Annotated in this window: 22 protein-coding genes and 1 tRNA gene; 15 read left to right on the top strand and 8 right to left on the bottom strand. The window is 46.1% G+C overall.

Going from position 1 to position 23,611, the window contains the following annotated elements; translation table 11 throughout:
• Positions 1 to 10: 10 nt before the first annotated feature.
• The 3 genes from FD47_RS00160 to gntK form a co-directional block, all read right to left on the bottom strand.
• Positions 11 to 823, bottom strand: coding sequence for a hypothetical protein (locus FD47_RS00160; protein ID WP_054732126.1), 813 nt, complete (start codon positions 821 to 823; stop codon positions 11 to 13).
• Between the two features lie 185 nt (positions 824 to 1,008).
• Entirely contained in the window at positions 1,009 to 2,364 is a 1,356-nt protein-coding gene (locus FD47_RS00155; protein ID WP_056979897.1) for a gluconate:H+ symporter, read from the bottom strand.
• A gap of 47 nt (positions 2,365 to 2,411) precedes the next feature.
• The gene (gntK, locus tag FD47_RS00150) at positions 2,412 to 3,968 is read right to left on the bottom strand and encodes a gluconokinase (RefSeq protein WP_056979896.1); all 1,557 of its coding nucleotides are present in this window, start codon (positions 3,966 to 3,968) and stop codon (positions 2,412 to 2,414) included.
• Between the two features lie 345 nt (positions 3,969 to 4,313).
• On the opposite strand from gntK, the gene FD47_RS00145 reads away from it, so the two are divergent.
• Together FD47_RS00145 and FD47_RS00140 are read left to right on the top strand one after the other, a co-directional pair.
• Positions 4,314 to 5,159: a MurR/RpiR family transcriptional regulator gene (locus tag FD47_RS00145; protein WP_056979895.1), complete on the top strand. Its 846-nt coding sequence runs from the start codon at positions 4,314 to 4,316 to the stop codon at positions 5,157 to 5,159.
• Positions 5,160 to 5,263: 104 nt separating this feature from the next.
• A complete protein-coding gene (locus FD47_RS00140; protein WP_054732128.1) occupies positions 5,264 to 6,028 on the top strand; it encodes a GH25 family lysozyme in 765 nt (254 codons plus the stop codon).
• A 96-nt stretch (positions 6,029 to 6,124) separates the two neighbouring features.
• Here the strand turns inward: FD47_RS00140 and FD47_RS00135 are convergent, their stop codons facing one another.
• Positions 6,125 to 6,496, bottom strand: a complete 372-nt coding sequence (locus FD47_RS00135; RefSeq protein ID WP_054732130.1) for a DUF4828 domain-containing protein — start codon at positions 6,494 to 6,496, stop codon at positions 6,125 to 6,127.
• A gap of 125 nt (positions 6,497 to 6,621) precedes the next feature.
• On the opposite strand from FD47_RS00135, the gene FD47_RS00130 reads away from it, so the two are divergent.
• The 4 genes from FD47_RS00130 (at position 6,622) to FD47_RS00115 (ending at position 10,828) form a co-directional block, all read left to right on the top strand.
• Positions 6,622 to 7,647: a Gfo/Idh/MocA family protein gene (locus tag FD47_RS00130; protein WP_054732132.1), complete on the top strand. Its 1,026-nt coding sequence runs from the start codon at positions 6,622 to 6,624 to the stop codon at positions 7,645 to 7,647.
• The gene (locus FD47_RS00125; protein ID WP_054732134.1) at positions 7,640 to 8,935 is read left to right on the top strand and encodes a DEAD/DEAH box helicase; all 1,296 of its coding nucleotides are present in this window, start codon (positions 7,640 to 7,642) and stop codon (positions 8,933 to 8,935) included. Before FD47_RS00130 ends, FD47_RS00125 begins: the two co-directional genes overlap by 8 nt.
• 50 nt (positions 8,936 to 8,985) lie before the next feature.
• Positions 8,986 to 9,058: transfer RNA gene (locus FD47_RS00120), tRNA-Arg, on the top strand.
• Between the two features lie 321 nt (positions 9,059 to 9,379).
• Positions 9,380 to 10,828, top strand: coding sequence for a catalase (locus FD47_RS00115; RefSeq protein WP_054732136.1), 1,449 nt, complete (start codon positions 9,380 to 9,382; stop codon positions 10,826 to 10,828).
• 110 nt (positions 10,829 to 10,938) lie between these two features.
• Here the strand turns inward: FD47_RS00115 and FD47_RS15605 are convergent, their stop codons facing one another.
• Genes FD47_RS15605 through FD47_RS00105 form a run of 3 tightly spaced genes read right to left on the bottom strand, consistent with a single transcriptional unit; the run spans position 10,939 to position 12,505 of the window.
• Complete coding sequence (locus tag FD47_RS15605) at positions 10,939 to 11,088, bottom strand: hypothetical protein (RefSeq protein ID WP_008211941.1); 150 nt, start codon at positions 11,086 to 11,088, stop codon at positions 10,939 to 10,941.
• Between the two features lie 37 nt (positions 11,089 to 11,125).
• Positions 11,126 to 11,554 carry a GtrA family protein gene (locus FD47_RS00110; RefSeq protein WP_054732138.1) on the bottom strand — a complete coding sequence of 143 codons (429 nt, stop codon included), beginning with the start codon at positions 11,552 to 11,554 and terminating at the stop codon, positions 11,126 to 11,128.
• 3 nt (positions 11,555 to 11,557) lie between these two features.
• Complete coding sequence (locus FD47_RS00105; protein WP_054732140.1) at positions 11,558 to 12,505, bottom strand: glycosyltransferase family 2 protein; 948 nt, start codon at positions 12,503 to 12,505, stop codon at positions 11,558 to 11,560.
• 376 nt (positions 12,506 to 12,881) lie between these two features.
• Between FD47_RS00105 and wecB the strand changes: the two genes are divergently transcribed.
• Complete coding sequence (gene wecB, locus FD47_RS00100) at positions 12,882 to 14,003, top strand: non-hydrolyzing UDP-N-acetylglucosamine 2-epimerase (RefSeq protein WP_162230578.1); 1,122 nt, start codon at positions 12,882 to 12,884, stop codon at positions 14,001 to 14,003.
• A 12-nt stretch (positions 14,004 to 14,015) separates the two neighbouring features.
• Positions 14,016 to 14,930 (top strand): YihY/virulence factor BrkB family protein, encoded by a 915-nt coding sequence (locus tag FD47_RS00095; RefSeq protein WP_008211946.1) that lies wholly within the window; start codon positions 14,016 to 14,018, stop codon positions 14,928 to 14,930.
• A gap of 116 nt (positions 14,931 to 15,046) precedes the next feature.
• Here FD47_RS00095 and FD47_RS00090 read toward each other — a convergent pair whose 3' ends face one another.
• Positions 15,047 to 15,502: a flavodoxin gene (locus FD47_RS00090; protein WP_054732142.1), complete on the bottom strand. Its 456-nt coding sequence runs from the start codon at positions 15,500 to 15,502 to the stop codon at positions 15,047 to 15,049.
• Between the two features lie 108 nt (positions 15,503 to 15,610).
• Between FD47_RS00090 and recX the strand changes: the two genes are divergently transcribed.
• The 7 genes from recX to FD47_RS00055 all read left to right on the top strand — a co-directional run bounded on the left by recX (position 15,611) and on the right by FD47_RS00055 (position 23,593).
• The gene (gene recX / locus FD47_RS00085) at positions 15,611 to 16,414 is read left to right on the top strand and encodes a recombination regulator RecX (RefSeq protein ID WP_225352670.1); all 804 of its coding nucleotides are present in this window, start codon (positions 15,611 to 15,613) and stop codon (positions 16,412 to 16,414) included.
• Between the two features lie 93 nt (positions 16,415 to 16,507).
• Positions 16,508 to 17,056: a nucleoside tri-diphosphate phosphatase gene (gene ntdP, locus FD47_RS00080; RefSeq protein ID WP_008211949.1), complete on the top strand. Its 549-nt coding sequence runs from the start codon at positions 16,508 to 16,510 to the stop codon at positions 17,054 to 17,056.
• A gap of 169 nt (positions 17,057 to 17,225) precedes the next feature.
• A complete protein-coding gene (locus tag FD47_RS00075) occupies positions 17,226 to 18,335 on the top strand; it encodes an AI-2E family transporter (RefSeq protein WP_225425045.1) in 1,110 nt (369 codons plus the stop codon).
• Between the two features lie 109 nt (positions 18,336 to 18,444).
• Positions 18,445 to 18,855 (top strand): glycerol-3-phosphate cytidylyltransferase, encoded by a 411-nt coding sequence (gene tagD, locus FD47_RS00070; RefSeq protein ID WP_054732143.1) that lies wholly within the window; start codon positions 18,445 to 18,447, stop codon positions 18,853 to 18,855.
• Between the two features lie 78 nt (positions 18,856 to 18,933).
• Positions 18,934 to 19,782: a hypothetical protein gene (locus FD47_RS00065; RefSeq protein WP_054732145.1), complete on the top strand. Its 849-nt coding sequence runs from the start codon at positions 18,934 to 18,936 to the stop codon at positions 19,780 to 19,782.
• Positions 19,783 to 19,795: 13 nt separating this feature from the next.
• The gene (locus FD47_RS00060; protein ID WP_054732147.1) at positions 19,796 to 21,820 is read left to right on the top strand and encodes a CDP-glycerol glycerophosphotransferase family protein; all 2,025 of its coding nucleotides are present in this window, start codon (positions 19,796 to 19,798) and stop codon (positions 21,818 to 21,820) included.
• A 198-nt stretch (positions 21,821 to 22,018) separates the two neighbouring features.
• Positions 22,019 to 23,593: a peptide chain release factor 3 gene (locus tag FD47_RS00055; protein ID WP_008211959.1), complete on the top strand. Its 1,575-nt coding sequence runs from the start codon at positions 22,019 to 22,021 to the stop codon at positions 23,591 to 23,593.
• Positions 23,594 to 23,611: the final 18 nt, after the last annotated feature.

The raw sequence follows: 23,611 nt of genomic DNA, 5'->3' as shown, positions 1-23,611 counted from the left end.
CATTGAGAGGTTATCGTTGGGCCATTACGGCCAGTGCCTGGTTCAAGTTGGCCAGATCCAAGGACGTGATTTGGCCAGAGGGGGTAATCTTCAGGATTGTGGGCAACGATTGCTGTTCAAATCGGGTGGGAATGAGTGACGGATTGGAAGCAATCGCCGGATTTGCCTCATAATAGCCGCTCTCAACTGAATTGGCGGCAATTGCGAATAGAATCTTTGGCATTGTCAAACGGGCCGCCTGAGACGTTTGGTTGCCAATGATCACCAGTGGGGGAATCCCTGATCGAAGGGCGGTTTCAAATTCAGCGTGTGAAAGCCGCGTTACCCACTTCGACTCGGCTATGGAAGCCCGGTAACGATGGATTTCAAGCTTTTGGACCAGTATTTTGACGATGGGTTTACCCATCAATTGACTGAAAATCAGTCCCAGGGCAATTGGTATTGCGATAATGTAGGCCAATAACCCGCTCAGCAGCTGATTAATGAATCTGATGGGAAGAATGCCGAAACTTCCCGGTATTAATGGGGCAATGAAACTGGATTGGACGGCTGTGTAGAACGTCGCGCCAGCGTTGGCACGGACAGTGGAACTTTGGCTTGGCTGCCTCTGGGTTGGCTGGTCGCGAAACTTTGCGATTTGATTTTTGAGGGTTAGATAGGTTATCGGAAAAATCAGAATACCGTTAATTAGGTTGAGCCAGTCAAACCAAGTAAAGTTACCGGCAAGGTGGTCAAGGGATTTGATGTGGGCGATCAGGTAAACACTGAGAAAGCCCATTCCGCTGAGGGGGATGGTTGAAATAATTTGTCGGAATCGATGCATCAGAAATCGCTTCTTTCGAAAGCTTTATTGGGCTAGTATAGCAGAATGGGGCTGCCGGAAACAGGCCAACCACTTTAGCCAAAAAATGATTCCCAAAAAGGGATTGACGCGAGTTTTTACTTTGCGTCAATCCCTTAATTTTTTTGATCAATTAAATTCCAGAATAATCAATTACGCTAACCATTTTAATGGAAGAATAGATTCATGACCATGACTAACGCAATCCCGACAACCGATATGATCGATTCAAGGACTGTCCAAGTCTGAAGGGTTTGCTTGATTGTTAAATCAAAATATTCTCTAAACATCCAGAAGCCGGCATCGTTAACGTGAGATGCGGCAAGTGAACCAGCACCGATGGCCAGTACCATTAGGGCCGGGTCAACACCGGAAGCCGCCATCAGTGGGGCAACGATTCCGGCGGCCGTCAATGAGGCAACCGTTGCGGAACCCAGGGCGATTCGCAGAACAACGGCGATCAACCAGCCAAGAAGCAGTGGTGACATTGAAGAACCCAAGAAGATCTTGGCAACTTCTTTACCAACACCGCCATCGATTAGAACCTGCTTGAAGGCGCCACCACCACCAATAACCAAAAGCAGCATGGCAATTGATTTAACGGCGTTTTCAAGGGATTCCATAATTTGAGCAGTCGTTCGTTTCCGAGCCCAACCCATTGACCACATTGCGAAGAATAATGAAATTAACATGGCAATACTTGGTGAGCCAATGAATTCAATGATTGAGTCCAGAAGTGACGGGTTCTTTGGTGTTGCACCACCGTTAACGGCCATTTTATAGATCGTCGCGATTGCCAGCAATAGAACTGGGAATAGGGCGGTTAAGACTGAAAGCCCAAACGATGGGGATTCTTCAGGAGTGAATTGCTTCACTTCACCAATTGATGATAAGTTTCCTCGACGATTAAAGGCCTCCGGAGCGTATTTACGCGCTAATTTGGAGAAAAGTGGTCCGGCAATGTAGGCAGCGATGATGGCGATGATAAATCCGAATAGCAATACTCGGCCATCATTGGCGCCCAATACTTGCGCAATGGCAACTGGTGCCGGGTGGGGTGGCAAAAATCCGTGGGTAACTGACAAAGCAGCTGCCATTGGAATTCCTAGATAAAGAATTGGCACACCGGCTTCAACGGCAATTGCGAAGACGATTGGAACCAGTAAGACCATCCCGACTTCGAAGAACAACGCAATCCCAAGGATGAACGAAGCAATCATAACAGCGATTTGAAGGCGGGCCTTACCAAATCGTTTGATCAGCGTGTTGGCGATCATGTAGGCACCACCTGAATCAGAAACCAGGCGGCCAAGCATGGCCCCAAACCCGAAGACCATTGACAATTCACCTAACTGGCTGCCAATTCCGTTGGTGATCGAATCAGCAATTTTTCCCAGCGGCATGCCAAGCATGATTGCCGTTACGGCAGCGGTTAATACCAACGAAACGAAGGTATTAATTTTGAATTTGATGATTAAAACCAGTAAGAATATGATACCGATTAATAGCGCAAGAAGTTGCATTTCATCAATCTCCTTTCGAATTTAAACCCTTTTGTATTCTTTCGTACTTATTTTCCCGATAAGTCGTCTTTGTGTTCATGACGTCGTTGATAGTCAGCGATATTCTTGTATTCCGGCTGCAGCGAACGACTCAGCCGAATGTAGATTGGGATTAATTCCCGGTAGGCTGGGAAGTTCTTTGGATCCGGATGATGGACAACCGTCGTGCCCACAAAGTTTGAAACGTCTGAAAGATTGTCAATAAGGCCAAGGCTGTACATCCCCAGTGTGGCAGCTCCGAGTGCGGTACTTTCAAAACTTTCAGGAATGGCAACGTCCTGTTCAAAAATATCCGTGAGCATTTGCCGCCAAAGCGGGGAACGGGCGAAGCCGCCATTTGCCTGGATACTGGTTGGGCGCCCAACCACTTCTTCAAGCGCAAGCATCACGGTGTATAGATTATAAACAATTCCTTCGAGGACGGCACGAATCATGTGCGCTCTGGTATGGGTTCGATTGAGGCCGAAGAAGGATCCCCGGGCGTTTGCATCCCAGATTGGCGCTCTTTCGCCACCCAAGAATGGGAAGAACAGCAGGCCGTCAGAGCCGGCTGGAATTCGGCCGGCAATTTGGGTTAACAGGTCGTAAGGATCAATGCCCATCTGTTCGGCAGTGACCTTTTCAGGGGCGCATAATTGATCGCGGACCCAGCGGAAGACCACGCCGCCGTTGTTAACGGGGCCGCCGATGACCCACATGTTCTTGGCAAGGTAGTAACAGAAAACCCGGGCCTTTGGATCGGTATGGGGTTTGTCTGTAACCACCCGAACGGCGCCGGAAGTACCAATGGTAACGGCGACGACTCCCGGTTTGATCGCGTTAACCCCAAGGTTTGCCAGCGGACCATCGGAAGCGCCGATAATAAATGGCGTATTGGCATCAATTCCCAAAACCTTGGCATACTGGTCGTGCATTCCCTTGAGCTGATAAGTGGTGTCAACCAGCTCTGGTAACTGATCGCGGGTAACGCCAGCCAGCTTCAAGGCCTGCTCATCCCAATCCATGTTATAGATGTTAAACATCCCAGTCGCGTTGGCGATCGAATAATCTTCCTTTAAAACCCCAAATAGGCGGTAGAGAATGTATTCTTTGATGCCAACGAACCAGCGCGCTTTTTTGAATAATTTCGGATGATCGTTTCTCAACCAGATCAGCTTGGTTAACGGCGTCATTGGGTGAATCGGGGTGCCGGTATGCTGATAAATTTCCATGCCTTCGGGACTGGCCTTCAAGTCGTCGGCATACTGAACTGCTCGGTTATCCCCCCAAGTAATGGCTCGGGTGAGCGGCTTGTAATCCGAATCAAGAAGAATCAGACTGTGCATCGCGCATGAAAGTGCAACCCCTTTCAATTCTCCAGACTTTAAATTGGCCTTACGAATCAGTTCGGTGATGCCATCCTGCATTGCAGAAAAAATTTCTTCTGGATCCTCTTCAGCCATGTCCGGCGTATCCTGATAGAGGGGATAACCGTTGTTGGAGTACCCATGGACCTTGCCATTGGTGTCATAGAGCACTGTCTTAACACTTGTTGTCCCAATATCGACACCCAGTGTATAATCCATCAATATAACTTCCTTTCTGTCTTAAACTGATAATTTTCGGTTGGCGAACATGAAAAATGACGGTAAAATGATTAAGATAATGGCCAAGAAATGGATTTGTTCATAGTGTTTTCAAATCCATAACCAAGTAAATAAAATTCGCAACCGCCCTCAACTAAATTTACCATGTTGGTTAAATTGCATCAAATATAAGCATCTTAAAGTTCACCTCATGTAAGCGACTTCAATATTATATGAAAATCAATTTCACAATGCAAGCATTTTGTTGTAAAATATTTACAATAGCTATCCGTTACTTCTACTATAATCTGTCAGTAACTAATTCAAGAAAAGAAGGGTGATTAAATGAGCTCGCCAGTTCAAATGCTCAAACAGTCGTTTGACAATTTAAGTCGAACAAATAAGAAAATTGCCAAGTACGTCATCGAAAATCCCCAAGCGGCCTCAGAGGCCAACATTGAAGATTTGGCCGCGGTGACCGAAACGTCAACGGCCTCGGTTTCACGACTCGTCAAGACGTTGGGATTTGCCAACTTCCGGGAATTTACCCTCTCGCTTGCTTACACGCAGTTGCGGCCCCAAAACCTACCAATTTTTAAGGATATCGATGCTAACGATACGTTGGCAACAATTGCCGATAAGATTTTTACCAGTTCGCAAAGAGCCATTCAAGACACGCGGGAAGGCATTGACGAATCTGAATTTGCCCGGGCGGTTCTGCGAATCATTCACTGCCGCCGACTGGGATTCTTCGGCCTTGGCGGGTCGTCGGTTGTTGCGTTGGACGGTTATCACAAGTTTTTGCGGACTTCGATTGATTCGTTTTATTATCCTGACTTTGACGTCCAGCTCATGGAAGCGGTAAAATTGACAGAGGACGATTGCGCGATTGTGATATCCCATTCTGGAAAGAATCGGCAGACAATTAAAATCGCCGAAACCCTGAAGCGCCGGAAGGTTCCGGTTATTGGGGTGACCAGTTATCAGGACTCCCCGTTAGCCACTCACTGTGATATGGCTTTTATTTCATCAAGTGACGAGTCAAATTATCGCTCAGAAGGGATGTATTCGCTGCTTGCCCAAATGACCATCGTGGACACCCTGTTCATGATGGCGTCGGTTCGAATGGGACCAGCCACTGAAGATACAATCCGCAACGTCCAAAATATAATTGAAAGTACCAGGGGCTAAAATAAGCGTCAGGTCTTTGTTTGAATGGATCACGCTGCCCAGCACCAACCCGGTCATGATAATAAACCCGTGGCCGACCCCTGTAACTGAGATGACGATATTAAATGAGACGTAAAGACGTTCAACCAATTTATGCTGAAACTTACCGACGGCGTGTCCGAACTCGGCGGGTTGTTTTCGGCATTTTTTTGGTGATTTTGGCCCTTGTGGCGGCCTTTTCAATTTGGCGTTGGCACGCTCAACAAGAATTGAAAAAGTATCCAATTAAGGGCGTCATGATTGATCAGAGCAACGGCTACATTGATTTTGAAAGTTTAAAGAGCGATGGGGTGAAGTTTGTTTATTTAAAGGCAACTCAGGGAGCGGCCTTTACCGACGACAATTTTCAAAGTAACTTTCAGCGCAGTCAGGGTTCTCAGCTGCCAATCGGGGTTTACCACTACTTTAGCTTCACCAGCTCCGCGACCGCCCAGTTCAAAAACTTTGTTCGCCAGGTGACGACCAATACCGGGGGACTGCCAATTTGCATTGCCGTTCAGTACTATGGCACCTTTGACGCGAGTTCGCTTCACTGGCCCCTGGTTCGAAAACGCCTGCGGCAGCTAATGGATGAATTACACCGCTACTATCAGCGGCCGGTCATGATTTCTGCCTCACGGGATATTATTTCCCGCCTTAAAATTGCCGCGACTCATAAGCACCAATTCTGGGTGACCAATGGGCAACTCGGCAAACCGAATGCCGATGATACGTTTATTCAGGTAACCGATAAGCAGAGTTTTAAAGTTGACCGACAAATCCTCTTTTTACCGATGACCGTGTTCAACGGTAACGAGAAGCAGTGGGCCCGGTACTTAGACGAAAACTAACCAAACACAAGTTGTGGCTTGGATATTATGGGCCGCAAACCAAAAAATCAGCAACCATCCATAATTGGATAATCGCTGATTTTGATTTTTCTGGGCCTAGTTAAGCCTCGCTGAATCGGGTCGCAAGTCGAAGGTCATGTTTTCTGATTCATCATAAAATTTTACTGGCCGCGTTTCATTAGCCCGAATTTCTAATTTATAACCATAGCGGTCAATATACGAAACTTCGTACTTTTGAATCTCTGAGACCTTAGCTGACAAATTTTCCCCATCAATTGTCAGCTGTAAATCCGGGCCAATCTCAATTCGATGTTCTCGTTTCCGCCGATCCGTAAAATACCAGGTACCGGCAAAGAAAAGCGGATCAATCTGGTCGGTCGACTTGGCCGGCCGTTTCGGGGTGTGAAAAACCCCCACTAAAAATGACACTAAAAAAATAGCAAATTTACTTTTGCGCAACAAAAACATCCCCTACAATCAATAATTGCAACCCAGTAGCATTATAGACGTTATTATATATGCATAGAAGGCATTTTAGATGTTAATCACGTTAAAACCTTGTTACAATTTAATCAGGAAAGGCGGTTATCTAAATGATTAAATTAGGCATTATCGGTACCAACTGGATTACCCAGCAATTTGTTGAGGCGGCTCAAGCAACCAAGCAGTACCAATTAACCACGGTTTATTCCCGGCATCAGGACACAGCAACCCAATTTGCTGAAAAGAATGGCGCCACGGCAACCTTTGATGACTTGAACGCGTTCTTTTCTTCGGATCAATTTAATACGGTTTACATCGCGTCGCCCAATAGCCTGCACTTTGAACAGGCAAAGCAGGCGATTGCCCATCATAAGAACCTGATTGTTGAGAAACCGGCATTCATGAATCAGAAACAAATGGCTGAAATTCAACGACTGTTAGATCAGAACCCTGACGTTATGTATTTTGAAGCTGCTCGAAATATTCACACCCCAAACTTTCACGCGATTGCCAAGCAATTAGGTGAGTTAAAGACCGTTTCCGGTGCGGAATTTACCTATTCCAAGTACTCTTCGCGCTACGATAAGGTCCTCGCCGGGGAGGTTCCCAACGTCTTCTCACCGAAGTTTGGCGGTGGCGCACTGCAGGATCTCGGCGTTTACACGGTTTATGATGCGGTGACACTCTTTGGCATGCCCGAAGAAGTTGCCTACTTCCCGCAGTTAATTCGGACCGGTGTTGATGGCAAGGGCACCGCCGTGCTCAGCTATCCTGAATACACAGTCACGTTAAACTTCTCCAAGATCTCCAATTCTCACATGACATCTGAAATTTATGGGTTAAAGGACCTCATTGAAATTGACGATGGTGGTGAAATTCAGCACGTTAACTATGTGGATGCGGACGGTCAACGCCACGTCCTTGGTGAGGATGACGGCACTAATCCGATGATTCCCGAGGCTCAGGATTTTGCCCGGGTGATCAATGACCCCGAAAATCCTCAGAATCAAAAGGACTACGCATACTGGCGTCAATTAAGTGTTTACGTGAATAAAATTCTGTTTAACCTTCGTCAAGATGCCCACATTTTCTTTGTTGGCGAGGGCGAGAAGGTGATTGGAGATCAACGTGATTAGTGAATTTCAAACGCATGCCGAAAAGTTAGGTTACCAATCATGGACCGCAATTCAAAAAGCGGTTTATGAACCGTTACTTGCCGGGCAGAATGTCGTCGGGATTGCCCCGACCGGCTCCGGGAAGACGGTGGCCTTTACCTTGCCGTTGTTATCAAGGATCAAACCTGAGGACGACACCGCCCTGATTGTGGTGGAACCTTCTGCAGAACTTGCCATGCAAACTGAGAAGACAATTCAAGAGTGGGGCCGACTGATCAATTTAACCACTCAGGGAATTGTCGGTGGCGCAAACATGAAACGCCAGATTGAACGACTGAAAGATCACCCCAACATCATTGTTGGCACAACCGGACGGCTGATGGATCTGATTAATTTAGGCAAGCTGAAGTTAACAAACGTGCAGACGATTGTGATTGACGAGGCCGATAACTTACTGAGTGAGGACACGCTACCGGCGATTCGTGAATTGGTCGATAAAGCGCCTGAAGCCACTCAGTTAGGCTTTTTCTCGGCGACTGAAAATGATATTCTTAAAAATGTTAATCGGTGGTTTGTTCAGGATATGAAAACCTTCGACGTGAGTGCCATCGATGATACCCAAGGAAACGTTAAGCATGGTCAGCTGCAGGTATCCAGCCATAAAAAGGCGCAGATGTTACTGCGGTTTCTGCACATGAAAGATTTTAAAGCGTTGGTTTTCTTTGATCAGCTCAATACGTTACAGAAGGTTTCCGGGTTTCTCATTCACCGCCACGTCCGTGAGGCTGCCAAATTAACCAGCGAACAGAGTCAAACCAGCCGCCAGAACGCCCTTCGCGATTTTCGTAAGGGCAAGGTGCGCCTGCTTTTGACGACCGACGTTGCCGCCCGGGGAATTGATGTTCCTAAATTGCCGGCGGTGATTAACTTTGATCTGCCCAGGGATGCCAAGACCTATACCCATCGGGTTGGGCGCACCGGGCGGATGCACGAAGATGGCCTGGTCATTAATATGGGTGACGATCATGATCTGCGTCGTTTAAAGCAGATGGTCCGCGATCACTTTGACCTGCAGAACATCTACTTTGATGGGAACCAACTTTCCGATACCAAGCCCGAGATGTCCGAAAAGTTATCCGCAGAAGATGAATCTGGAACCTCGCAACCCGAAACACCGCCAGCTACCAAATCACCGACCCACAAGAAAGCTGACAAGCCTCGGGGGCATCAACTGAAGCCTAGACCTCATCATAAGAAGAATAAGCACTCAAAGCGCAAGGGCATGCACCATAAGCGCACTGAAAAATAATTCGCTTTACATGCCTGCTAATAAATGAGAAAATTGTTGTGGTTGTTTTTGGCCCCATAGCACAACTGGATAGGGCACCCGCCTCCTAAGCGGTTGATCCCGGTTCGAGTCCGGGTGGGGTCATAAAATGGTCACACTAAAAGAATAGAGAATGCCGGAAACGTTGATGTTCCGGCATTCTCTATTTTAATTTCCATCGAAAAATGGTCGCCCCCCAAAACAATTACTGGCTTTTTCGCCGCTGGCAATTGTTTCTATGATTGGGGAAAAACAGATTCCAGCCGTGACACCATCATAAGCATGGCCTCGCCAACCGGCATTTATCCTGTTAAGCGCGGGCCTTTTAAATCGTAAGTGGAAACAATTGAAATCCCTGGTTTCCTATCGTAAACTCTAGCTAGTTTCTTATCAAAGATGATCGCTAGTTAGAGGAGGCCGATAAAAATGCCAAAAAAATTAACTACTGAAGCAGGTCAACCCTGGGCCAATAATAACCATTCCCAAACCGCTGGCGAGCGTGGCCCGGTTTTAATGCAGGACTACGCATTGCTTGAAAAATTAGCCCGTTTCAACCGGGAAAGAATTCCTGAACGGGTTGTCCATGCAAAGGGTGCAGGCGCTAAAGGGTATTTTAAACTCACTCACGATATGTCAGCTTATACCAAGGCGGATTTATTTAACGGTGAAGGTAAGAAAACGCCTGTACGAGTAAGATTCTCACAGGTTGCCGGAGAATCCGGTTATCCAGATACCATTCGGGATGTTCGTGGGTTTGCCATTAAGTTTTATACCACCGAAGGCAACTATGACATTGTCGGTAATAATACGCCGATCTTCTTTATAAATGACCCGCTCAAGTTTCCGGATTTTATCCACTCGCAAAAAAGAGATCCGCAAACCCATCTGCGGGATAATGAGATGCAGTGGGACTTCTGGGCTCACTCACCTGAAAGTACTCACCAGCTCACCTATTTGATGGGAGATAGAGGCAATCCAGAAAGTTATCGAACCATGAATGGGTATGGAAGCCATACCTTCAAGTGGGTCAACGCTGATGGAAAGGCGTATTGGGTGAAGTACCACTTTATTAGTGAACAAGGGGTTCATAACATGAGTGCCGAAACTGCGGCAAAGGCTGCCAGCCAGGACACGGATTACCTGCTGCACGATTTATACGAGGCGATCGATCAAAAAAATTACCCTAAATGGGATGTTGACGTTCAGATCATCCCGTATGATGAAGGATTCGATTATAAATCTGACATTTTTGACGTGACCAAGGTTGTTTCTCACAAAGATTACCCCTTAATCAAAATTGGGGAATTCATTCTCAATGAAAATCCACTCAATTATTTTGACGAGGTTGAAGAATTGGCCTTTTCACCAGCCAACTTTGTTCCGGGAATTGAAGCGTCTCCAGATAAATTACTTCAGGGCCGATTGTTTGGCTATAAGGACGCGGCTCGGTATCGCTTGGGATCAAACTATGAGAGCCTTCCAGTTAATCGGCCCCTTAACGAAGTTGCCAATTATGAGCGGGACGGGTTTATGTCTTCCGGCCAAGACAACAGCGTGAATTATGAGCCGAATAGTAAGGGCGGGCCCCAGGAAGACAATGAGGCTGAAATTCACGGCGACAAGGTTGAGGGGGTTACTGGGCATTTCAAAGCTTATGACCAGGACTTTTACTCCCAAGCCGGTGATCTGTATCGACTGATGACCGCGGAGGAGAAAGATCGCTTGATTCAGACAATTGCTGACTTGTTTGGGACGTTTAATAATGATGAAATCAAAACCCTGGCGATTCAGAATTTTTATAATGCCGATCAGGAATATGGTGAACGAATTGCCAAGGCAGCTGGCATTCCGATTGACAAAATAAATACCAAATGATCATTGGCGAGAATTGACGACGTTCTTAAGTGAGATTCTGGCGAATATAAAGGATCCGGCGGCGAGCTTTTACAGCTCAGCGGCGGATCCTTTGCGTTTATGATGATAAGTTACATTAACGCTTTAGCGGCGAATACAAGAATCGCAATAATAATTGCGGCCATTCCCAACAGCTTGAAGCCGTCGGCAGTGGTGTAAAACCCTTCCGGAAATTCTTCCCGGCGTTTACGTAATGTTTGTCGGTTAATGTGACGGGGCATGCCAAGGCCTCCTTAATTAAAAGCTTCGGTAAAGTTATTAGTGACTCATTTTTTTCTTATCCCGGAAGACGGCCCATTTAGACCAGAAGTAGTTTAAAATCACCACGATAACGTTGTCAATGATTTTGACAATGAAGGGGCCGCCATGCATCAGGGTGATTCCGACGAACAGGATTCCTTGTTCGAGCACCAAAACGGCCAGGCGTCCGCCAAAGAACGACGTAATCTCGCGGAGATAGGCACTCAGGCCGGTGGTGGTCGAATGGAAGACGTATGCCCGGTTGGACAGGTACGCAACCAACACGCTAATGAACCAGGCGATCGTGTTATTAATCATGTAATTCCAATTGGTGAAGACTTGGAAAATCTGGAACACCGCCAAATTGACGACGGTGGTGACGACTCCCCAAAAGAGATATGAAATGACTTCCTGGTATTGATGGTAAAGGGTTATGATTTTTTTCATGGCCTATTTTCTTTCTGCAATAATGAACTTTGGTCGATGTTTGGTTTCCAGATAGATCTTACCAATATACTTGCCAACAATTCCGAGACAGAATAACTGGACCCCGCTCAAGAAAAGGATGATTGATACCAGTGAAGCCCAACCGTTAACGGATCCGCCAAAGAAGATTGCCCGAATGACAACGAACAACAGGCCAATGACTGACAGAAAACTAATGATTCCGCCAATTAAAGTGGCCATTTTCAGCGGAACGTCTGAAAAGTCAACGACGGCCTCCAAGGAGTATTCAAACAACTGGAAAATCGACCAGGAACTGGTGCCGGCTGCCCGGGGAACCCCTTCGTACTTCAGGTACTTTGTGTTAAACCCAACCCATGAAAACATGCCTTTACTGAACCGATTATATTCAGGCAGCTCCAGTAACGCGTCGACGTACTTGCGGGTCATTAAGCGGTAATCGCGGACGTTTTGTCTGATTTGAACCCGGGACATTTTATTGATGACCTTGTAGAAACTGGCGGACAAAAATCCCCGAATGGGGTTTTGTTTCCGCGATGTTTGAACGCAGCCGACAACTTCGTAGTCCTGGTTTGGGTCTTCCAAAATCGCCACCATTTTAAGCAGCAGCTCTGGGGGGTCCTGCAAATCCACATCCATGACGGCAACGTAATCACCGTGGGCGTTGCTGAGCCCGGCTGCTAATGCTGACTCCTTACCGAAGTTCCGGGAGAACGAGAGGTAGTGAACCGTTTCCGGATGGGCCTGATGCAGTTTGCGCATGACGGCGAGGGTTTTGTCAGCCGATCCGTCATTTACAAACAAGTAATCGGGTTGATACCGTTCCTCACGAGTGTCATTCAGCTTTTGAAATACCTTTTCTGTTGTATTAAAGAATAACTCAACAGTCGGTTCCTCGTTATAACAGGGAACAATTAGACTGATTGTCTTCAAAATAGAGCCTCCAATATTTTCGATCTACGAACGTGATTGTAACGAGATGCTTGATTTACCAGGGATAACGACCTGAGTAAAATTCGGATGGGAATGATTATCCAGCGCCAATCCCACCCTTTGGAAAAAATGATCCCTATGTACAACAAATGATTATACCATATACATAAATTCGAAAAGTTTACGGAGTGGTTAATTTTTGATAAATAAGCGCCTAGCTGATTGATTTAGACGGTCGGAAACTGAGTGTTCAAGGGCCCCGTTTGCCAAAATTTAAGTTAGGGTCGTCATCGATGTCGATTTTGTTAGTGACTGGTCTTTTTCAACTGCTAATTTTTGCTATAATGAAATCACATGTCAAAAGGAGCGCTATATATTGAAACCAATTAAAGTCATGACAATCTTTGGAACCCGCCCGGAAGCCATTAAAATGGCTCCGATTATTTTACTGATGAAACAGCAGGACGACTTTGAGCCAATTACCGTTGTTTCCGCCCAGCACCGGGAAATGCTCGACCAAGTGTTAGATATTTTTCACATTCAGCCGGACTATGATTTAAACATCATGAAAAAAAATCAGACCCTGAGTGACATTACCACCCGGGTTTTGACTTTATTAGACCCAATCGTGGCCGAAGCCAAACCGGATATCATTCTGGTTCATGGTGACACGACCACCACCTTCGCGGCAAGTGTCAGCGCGTTTTATCATCAGGTTGAAATTGGCCATGTTGAAGCTGGTCTGCGGACGTGGAACAAGCTGTCGCCGTATCCCGAAGAAATGAATCGGCAACTCACCGACGTGCTTTCTGATTTATACTTTGCGCCAACCCAGGTCAGCCGGAATAATTTGTTGAAAGAAAATCATCCGGACGACAAAATCTTTGTGACGGGTAATACCGCCATCGATGCGTTGAAGCGAACCGTCTCGGCCGACTATCAACACTCGGTCCTTGATGAGCTGAAAACCAATTCGAAGATGATTCTCCTGACGATGCACCGGCGCGAAAATCAGGGAGAGCCAATGATTCGGACGTTCAAGGCAATTGCTGACGTCTTAAAGAAACATCCGGATGCCGAAGTTGTTTACCCGGTTCATTTAAGCCCGGTTGTGCAGAAAGCCGCCCATCAGGTGTTTGACGGCAATCCGCAAGTTCATTTGATTGAACCGCTGGACGTGCTAGACTTTCACAACATGGCCGCTCGAAGCTACTTCATCATGACGGATTCCGGTGGCGTGCAGGAAGAGGCGCCCTCGTTGAAGAAGCCGGTACTGGTTCTTCGCGACACCACTGAACGGCCGGAAGGGATTAAAGCAGGGACGCTTCGGCTAGTGGGGACCGATCCCCAAGTGATCCGGACGAACATGGAAAGCCTTCTGGATGATCCCCAGGAATATCGTCAAATGGCTGAGGCGCAAAACCCGTATGGAGATGGGAAGGCGTCAATGCGCATTTTGGCTGCCATCAAAAATCAATTTACCAAATCAGATAGTTGAACCAGGTAATCAATGATGAAATCATTTTTTCTGAAAACCAAACAATTTATTCAATTGTTAATCAGCCATTATTCACAGGGAGACGTGTCGGATTCCGCGGCAGTCCTCGCATTTTATTCGCTGTTATCAATTTTTCCAATTCTTTTCATTGCCGGCAGTATTTTGAATTTGTTTCATTTTCATACCGCCGACATTATGCTGTATCTGGAGCCCATTTTCCCGGACCGCATTTACGCCATTCTGAAGCCGGTGATCGATTCAACCCTTACCAGCGGTGGCACCAGCCAATTATCAATCGGGCTGATTGTGACGATTTGGTCTGCCAGTCGGGCAATTGCGGCCTTTCAGCGCAGTATTAATAAGACTTATGGGGTGGCGGTCAATCAAAATGCCATCTCTAATCGGGTGATTTCATTTCTATGGATGCTGGTCCTGATTGTGATTGTTGTGGCCGTCATGCTGGTATTCGCATTTAGTCAGTTGGTCTTTAACTGGCTGTCACCAATTTTACAGATTCCAACCTGGATTATTAGTTTTATTTCAACTGCCAAGTGGCCGACAACCTTTCTCATTGTGTGGCTGCTATTAAGTGTGTTGCTTTACGTTGTGCCAACCGCGAAGGTGAAATTTCGTTACGTCTGGGTCGGCGCGTTGCTGGCAACGCTGGGGTTAATGTTGCTGGCCCAGGCGTTCACAATTTACCTGGGATTTTTTGCGCACCGAATTGATACCTACAAAACAATCGGGACCTTCATTGTGCTCATGTTCTGGTTGGACTTTTCGGGCGTGATTATGTTGTTTGGCGGCGTTGTTAACGCAACGATTCAGGAACTGCGCCTGGGTAAAATTCCCGAACAGCAGGATGCGTTGGAAACCGTCATTCGCCGGGCCAACTCTGCGCGCAAGCACCATCATAAGCATCGCTAATTACCTGTGGCAGGACTTGCTGGCCACCATTCAGTGAGAACCTAATTGGACACAAAAGGAGGTTGCCGCAAAACGAACCGTTTTGTGGCAGCCTCCTTGGAGTTGACTCATTGAAATTACTGATTCTTCTTGGCTGCTTCAATCAATTTGTCGGTGAACGCATCCAGCTTCTTGATGTCGTCTTCGTCGGGCTCCAAATTAATTTTGACCGAATCGGCCCCCTTGGTAGCACCGGTTTTTTCGAACGTTTCTTCGAACTTATCGACCGAAACATTGTAGTATTCTTCATAGAACGTGTCGCCAGAGCCAGCAACGCCATATACTTTACCGGAGAGGTCCTCATCGGCTAAATCTTCATAGAAGTCCAGCCCTTCTTCTGGCAGGGCGCCTTCATCGTAAGTGTAGGGACAAACGACGCAGATGTCGACGTCCTCAAATGCTGAGGGGTCTGTTTGGGAGATTTCGGTTTCTTCAACCTTGACGCCGCCGTCTTCGAGATGCTCGGTGACAATGTCGGCGATATCTTCATTGTTCCCGGTAATGGTTGCAAAAACAACGTGTGCAGTTATCATATTTTATGCCTCGATTTTTTTAGTTTAGCTCATTCAAATTATTTTCAGTATAGCAAATTCATCCCTTAAAGTGAACGGAATCTGAAAGATGACATAGAAAGGACCGACATGATGCCTAAGTCAATTACCAAAATTGAAGCTCAAAAACGCAAGGGGCGCTTTAACGTGTACGTAGATGGCCACTATGCGTTTCCGGTGAGTGAGGAAGTGCTGATCAAATTTCGATTGTTCAAGGGAATGGAAGTTGACGATCCGCTGATTGAAAAGCTCAAGGCCGCTGATAACGTGTCTAAGCTTCATAATCGGGCCCTAAACTACCTCGCTCACCAATTACGAACCGAAAACGAGGTTCGTACCAAATTAGCCGAAATTACCGAGGATCAGGACGCAATCGATGCGGTGATCGCTAAATTAAAGGACCAGCAGCTGGTTAACGACCAAAAGTATGCCGGCAGCTATGTTAGAACGGTGGTCCGGGAGGGGAAAAATGGCCCCAATTGGATTCGCCAGCGGCTCGGCCGGAAAAAAGTTGCCAAGCCAACGATTGAAGCGGCTCTGGCTGATTTTTATCCGGTTGATCAAGTGATTGAAGTCGGCGTCGCGGTTGCCCAAAATTTAATCGCTCATCACAAGCAAGATTCCGAAAAGATGGCCGTCAATAAAACCAAGGAAACGTTGGTTCGCCGGGGGTTCGGATTTGACGTCGTCGGTGAGATTATGACCCAAGTGGACACGAGTGAATTGGCGGGGCAGGATCAAGAACTCATTGGTAAAGTTGCTGAAAAATATTGGCAAAAGTATGCCAAGCTCGAAAAATATCAGCAGCTGCAAAAAACCAAACAGGCACTTTTCCGCAAGGGATTTGCGATGGATGACATTTCACAAGTCTTGGAATCCCTTAACGCCGATTAAATTCATTCGGCAATTATGCATTACTCTGATATAATTACCAATGGATTAGTCACAACTCGTAACTAATCGGTTAATCAGAAAGTGGGTCACACAATGCCACGTGAACAAAAATCACCGAAGGAAGGCGACTTCATTGCGATTCAGAGCTACAAGCACGATGGTAGCCTGCATCGGGTCTGGCGAGACACGATGGTGTTGAAAAACGGCGAGAATTCGCTTATTGGTTGTAATAATCATACGTTGGTTACCGAAGATGACGGCCGTCATTGGGTAACCCGGGAACCCGCCTTGGTTTATTTTCATAAACATTACTGGTTCAACGTTGTCGCGATGATTCGTGAGGACGGAATTGCCTACTACTGTAATTTGGCATCTCCGTATGTATTGGACAAGGAAGCATTGAAATACATCGATTATGATCTGGATGTTAAAGTTTTCCCGGATGGCCGGCGGAAATTGTTGGATGCTGATGAGTATCTCGCGTTCAGCAAGCGCTGGAATTACGGGCCGGAGATTGATCGGATTCTCAAGCGCAACGTTCGAATTCTTGTGGACTGGATTGACAACGAAAAGGGCCCGTTTTCCAAGGCCTTTATCGCAATCTGGTACGAGCGCTATTTGGCACTTTCTCGTCAACAATAATGAAGCCCCAAGAAGTGACCGGACAGTTAATTGTCACGGTCATTTTTTATTGTTGTCAGTGCGGCTGGCTGAAATTCAAGGCAATGGCATTTTTTGGGGACCATTGTTGGTACTAAAATTATGCTACAATAACGATATTAACTTATTTTGAGATAGGAGAGGTCGCTGAATGTTTGATAGATTAAAAAATTCTCCCCTCATGTTTTGGTCCCTGGAAATCTTGTTGGTCGTCGGGATCATCTGGGGATGTACGCAAATCAGCTTCATTTTCTCGCCAATCGGGGTCTTTTTCTCGACCATCTTTGTCCCGATCCTTCTGGCAGGTATTTTATTTTACATGTTAAATCCAGTTGTTAATCTGATGATCAAGGTGCCTCTGGGCAAGCGGCATATTTCACGAACGTGGGCTGTTACCCTGGTATTTCTGCTGCTCATCGGCGTGATTGTGCTGCTGGCGACCGTCTTCATTCCCAAGCTGCTGAATCAGATTGTTAATTTAGCCAATACCGTTCCCGGAGCGGTAAATGATGGTCAACAAATTCTGGATAAGATTTTAAAGGAAATGAACTCTCAGCAGATGCTCAAATCCATCGACCTTTCTCAGCTGACCAAGAAGTTTACCACCAACATTACCGATTATGCCAACAGCTTCTTTAACGGCTTAACCAGTGGGATTGGGGGAATCATTTCTGCGGCGGCCAATGCGGTGATAATTGCGGTGACCGTTCCGGTGGTTCTGTTTTATATGTTAAAGGACGGCAATCGCCTGGCCCCAAACATTAAGCGAATTCTCCCAGCCCGTCACCGGGAGCAAACGATGGAGCTGCTGGCTGCCATGAACAGAACCATTTCAAAGTATATTTCCGGTCAGATGATCGAATGTTTATTTGTCGGCACGTTTACCGCCATTGGCTATCTGATTATTGGGCTGCCGTACGCGCTGCTGCTGGGAGTCATTGCCGGTATCTGCAACATTATTCCTTACCTGGGACCTTACATCGGCATTGCGCCGGCTTTAATGGTGTCATTTTCCCACGGTGGGTGGATGAGCCTCGTTTACAACGTCATTATCGTCTTAATTGTTCAGCAGATTGATGGGAACCTGGTTTACCCGAACGTTATTGGAAAATCCTTAGAGATTCATCCGCTAACAATTATCATTATCCTGCTTGCAGCTGGTAACATTGCCGGACTGATGGGCATGATTTTAGCCATTCCCCTTTACGCAATTGTAAAGGTCATTTTAGTTCATCTCTATAACATTTATCAACTGGACTAAGTTTAATTATTATTAATAATGGTTAATTCATATTGACGTTGAACCTGGTTATGCTACTATTTAAGTTGTGTTTATTTTAATTTTACGAAACAGATAAGTAGGAGATTTTATGAAAAAAGTAATTACGTACGGGACGTTTGACCTGCTTCACAAGGGGCACGTCAGACTATTGAAGCGTGCCAAAGCGCTTGGTGATCATCTGACAGTGTGCCTGTCTTCCGATGAATTCAACGCTGAGAAGGGCAAAAAAGCCTATACATCATATGAAGATCGCAAGTACATTTTGGAAGCCATCAAATACGTTGATGAAGTGATTCCCGAAACCAATTGGGATCAAAAGATTCACGACGTCCAGGACCGCAATATCGATGTCTTTGTGATGGGTGACGACTGGGAAGGCAAATTCGACTTTTTAAAGGACTATTGCGAAGTCGTTTATTTGCCACGAACGGAAGGCATTTCAACCACTAAAATAAAGGAAGATTTGGGCCTGACAGATACCAAGGATTGGCAAGCTTAGATTGACGAAACCGAAAAGAGGCTGTTCGCAAAACAAGGTGTTTTGCACCAGCCCCCTTTTAGTATGAGGAGGATAATAATGAAACGGGCAATTTTCTTGGTGACCACCATTCAGGGGATCAGAAAGCCAACTTTTTTAAAGCAATTATTGAGTTTGATTAATGACAAGTTTGAAATTGCAATTTTGTTTGCAATGATTAACTTCGATGAAGTATGGCAGGCCCAGTGGGAATTCACTGACATTCAAACGCGGGAACATTTAACCGGGATTCGAATGATCACACTGGCAGACGTCTATGCAAACCACACCGGCATTCCGTTGAAGGAAACTGAGGTGCTCAAGCCGGATTTAGCCAAGCTGACCCCGTATGAAACGCATTCTGGTAAGAATAAGGTGACCCGATACGTCAACACCGATGGTAATATCGTTGCCGAAGCCCTCTTTGATGAACAGGGCAGTCGGTTACATACCATTTTCTTTGATGATAACAGTCGCATTCGCCAAATTAATAATTATAATTCGCAGGACCAGCTGACCGGCATTGAAAAATGTCAGGATGATGAATTAGTTGAAAGCTTGCTGCTGAATGCCAAGTCTGAACTGGTTTTTCGCTTCACCAACTATGTGATCCCTCAAAAAGTCAATTACGGGGTGGCTGATACCTCATTGATCCCGGTTCCGGCGGGACTCTCCGAAATTGAAAAAAATAGCAAGGAGGATCCGTTGACCCATTACGAAGCAAAGGGCCAGCTAACGGTGACCAAGGCGACATCATATAGTGACTATCACCGCTATGACGACATCAATGCTTTCTATCATCAAGTGTTGGCGAATTTAAATACGGATGATGCCAGAATTTATCTGGATATTAATAATATGATCGATGCATCCAAGTATCTGCCTGGAAAACAAATCTTTAACTATTAAGGGGACGTAAAAATTGCGAGCGATATTGTCGGGAGTCCATCAAAAAAGGGGCACCCAAGTTTTAGAATTTGAGTTACTGGACGTCACCAGCTCTTTAGAACACGCATACATGCTGTTTGTTGAAAAGAATAGTTTGGCTTCGGTAATGAAGCCGATTACGAAGCTGCTCAACCACAACATTATCCGGGTTAAAATCAACGCCCAGGATTTTCACTTTGAAGCCGCTGATCAGACGGAGTTTGAATGGCAGATTTTCTTAGTGGATAACGCGACCGATCAAAAAAATGTGATTCAGGTTGAAAGTGAATATTTAAGTGATCGCCACCAGCTTGAATTAACGAGTTACTACCAGTTCAACAGTGATGCGGCGGGGATGGCGTTGTTTAACATTCGCACCCACCAATCCGATCAGGACTTCATGATTAACTCGGTTAACTTGACCGATACCGATTTGGAAATTACGGGTTATAACAAGATTAACGGAACCCCGATTAAAGACCAGCGGATTATTCTGAAGAATCGGGTTAACGATGGCAAGTTGGATTATCCGGTTTCTCAAACTATGTTTGCGGGGATGTTCAAAGTTGCGATCCCGCTAACCGATATTCCCAAGGATTCTGTCGGCGAACTCTTTGTGGAGTACACATTAAATGATCGGCAGATTCTCCAACGGATGATCATTTCCAAATCACTGGCTGGCCAGTCGGTTGAAGCCGACTTACCGAATAACCGGGTGATCACCATTGAGAAGCGGTTTGACAATGGCATTCTTGTTAAGGAGTTCCAGGGCGCATCGCTGCTGCAAAAAGTTGCCGCTGCCGGTGGAAAAGCCCACGGTGTCCTGGATGTCTGCCGAATGGTTCAGGATAAGCTGAACTTAGCCAGAATGCGATTCCTCTTCAAATCTGGGCATTCACCCTATGAGAATACCACCATTATTTTTGAAAGTTTTGGCGGTCGGCAGGTCAGTGACAGCCCCTACGCCATTTACCAGTTATTTAAAACGCTCTATCCGGGAATCCGGATGGTTTGGTCAATCGATCGTTCGCAGAAAGCCTTTTGTAAACAGAATCAGATTAGCTACGTGATTCGGCGGACCAATAAATGGGTGCGGGTTCTGGAAAAATCCCAGTTTTGGATCAGTAACGCCCGCTTCCCGTCATGGGTTAAGAAGCCCAGTTATGTAACCTATATTCAGACCTGGCACGGAACGCCGCTCAAGAAGCTGGGCCTGGACATTGAAAACGTTTCAATGCCAGGAACAACAACGGCTAAGTATCATCGTAACTTCGTTAAGGAAGCCAACCGATGGGACGCGTTGGTATCACCTAACGATTATTCCACCCAAATTTTCCGGTCGGCATTCGGGTTTAACAATCAGATCCTGAAGATTGGTTATCCACGAAATGACGAGCTTATCAATACGGCTCCCGATGATATTACGGCAATCAAGAACCAGCTTGGAATTCCGCTGGACAAGAAAGTGGTCATGTACGCGCCAACCTACCGGGATAATCAGTTTGCCGAGAAGGGGAAGTACACCTTTGAGTTGCCGTTTAGTCTCGATGATTTTCGCAAGTCGTTTGGTGAGGACACCGTCTTAATTCTACGAATGCACTATCTGATTTCCAACGCCTTGGATATTTCGGACTATTCGGACTTTGTTTATGACTTTTCAAACTATCCAAATATCAGTGACCTGTACCTGGTGTCAGACCTTTTGATCACTGATTACTCGTCAGTCTTCTTCGACTATGCGTATTTGAAACGGCCAATTCTGTTCTATCCTTACGATTACCATCTGTATAAGGAAGAATTACGGGGCTTTTACCTTAATTACGAACGAGATTTACCGGGCAAAATCGCCCATAACTCCGAAGAGTTGCTGGCAGAAATTCACCACGCCCTGGGGCATTCCGATATGAGCGCCAACCAGCGGTTTATGAACTTCTATAACCGGTTCTGCGCGATCAACGATGGGTTGAGTTCGCTAAAGGTTGTTAATTATGTCATGCATCAAATTGAAAGTGGCGTTTAATCAACTTTCTTTGAAGCGCGTGAGACAAAAAGCGAGTTATTTATCCGGCAGGAAGTTGCTTTTAGTCGCCCGTTTTGTCATAGAAGATTCGGACAGATGCGAAAGGGCTGAGACAGGATATCGGTTTGTCTCAGCCACTTTTTCGAACTGAACTGTGTTAAACTTAATGAGTTATTTTACGCTTGAAAGGAAGGCAACATGAGTAATCAAACATTACAAACCAGGGACAACACGCGGCGGACCTTTGCGATCATCTCCCATCCGGATGCCGGAAAGACGACGATTACCGAGCAGCTGCTGTTGTTTGGCGGGGTGGTTCGTCAAGCCGGAACCGTTAAGGCCAGAAAGACCGGTAACTTTGCCAAGTCAGACTGGATGGAAATTGAACAGAAGCGGGGCATCTCAGTTACCAGCTCTGTGATGCAGTTCGACTACGGTGGTAAACGGATTAACATCCTGGATACCCCTGGACATGCGGATTTTTCAGAAGATACTTATCGAACGTTGATGGCTGTTGATTCAGCTGTCATGGTAATCGATTCCGCAAAGGGAATTGAGCCGCAAACGAAAAAATTATTTCAAATTTGTAAGATGCGGGGGATCCCGATCTTTACCTTTATGAATAAACTGGATCGGGATGGCCGTGACCCAATGGATCTCATTGACGAATTGGAAACGGTTTTGGGGGTCCAAGCTTACCCCATGAACTGGCCAATTGGAATGGGCAAGACACTTGAGGGAATCTTTGATCGGTATAATCACCGCGTTGAACTTTATACCCATGAGCAGAAAAGCAAAATGGTTGCCCTGGATGATGACAATAATCCAGTAGATAATCCGGAATTAGCCGAAGATGACCAGTTCAAGGAAACCAAGGATAGCGTTGATTTATTAGATATGGCGGGCAATAAATTTGATGAAGCAAAGATCGCGACTGGGGATTTAACCCCAGTGTTCTTTGGCTCAGCCCTAGTTAACTTTGGGGTGAAGACTTTCTTCGATGCCTATCTTAAATATGCGCCAGCGCCAAGCGCCCACAAAACTCAGGAGGGCAACGTGATTGCTCCCGATGCTCAGCAATTTTCTGGATTTGTGTTCAAAATTCAGGCGAATATGAACCCCAACCATCGGGATCGGATTGCGTTCGTGCGAATCTGTTCCGGTGAGTTTGAGAAGGGAATGGACGTTAACCTGTTTCGGACCGGCAAAAAGTTACGTTTATCCAATGTGACTGAATTTATGGCCAATACTCGGGAAAATGTCAATACCGCCGTTGCCGGCGATATTATTGGGCTGTACGATACTGGCAACTTTCAGATCGGCGATACGATTTATACCGGGAAATCTCCGGTTGAATTTGAGAAGCTCCCGCAATTTACTCCCGAGCTTTTTGTGCGGGTTTCTGCGAAGAACGTGATGAAGCAAAAGTCGTTTCATAAGGGAATTAACCAGTTGGTCCAAGAAGGAGCGGTTCAGCTGTACAAGTCAACGACCACGAATGATTACGTGCTTGGGGCCGTTGGCCAACTGCAGTTTGAAGTGTTCCAATTCCGGATGAAAAACGAATATAATTCCGACGTTAACATGGAACCACTGGGGCACAAAATTGCCCGCTGGGTTAATCCTGATCAGTTGGATCCAAGAATGGCCTCATCGAGAAACCTGCTGGTCAAAGATCGGGCGGGTCAGCCACTCTTCTTATTTGAAAATCAATTTGCAATGCGTTGGTTCAAAGATAAGTATCCCGACGTTGAATTAACGGCTAAACTATAATTTTTGAAAGAAGCGATT

It is taken from the genome of Lentilactobacillus parafarraginis DSM 18390 = JCM 14109, assembly GCF_001435895.1.
Classification (GTDB): domain Bacteria; phylum Bacillota; class Bacilli; order Lactobacillales; family Lactobacillaceae; genus Lentilactobacillus; species Lentilactobacillus parafarraginis.
The sequence above is the reverse complement of the archived record's forward strand: the minus strand, read 5'-3'. Positions and strand labels throughout refer to the sequence as shown.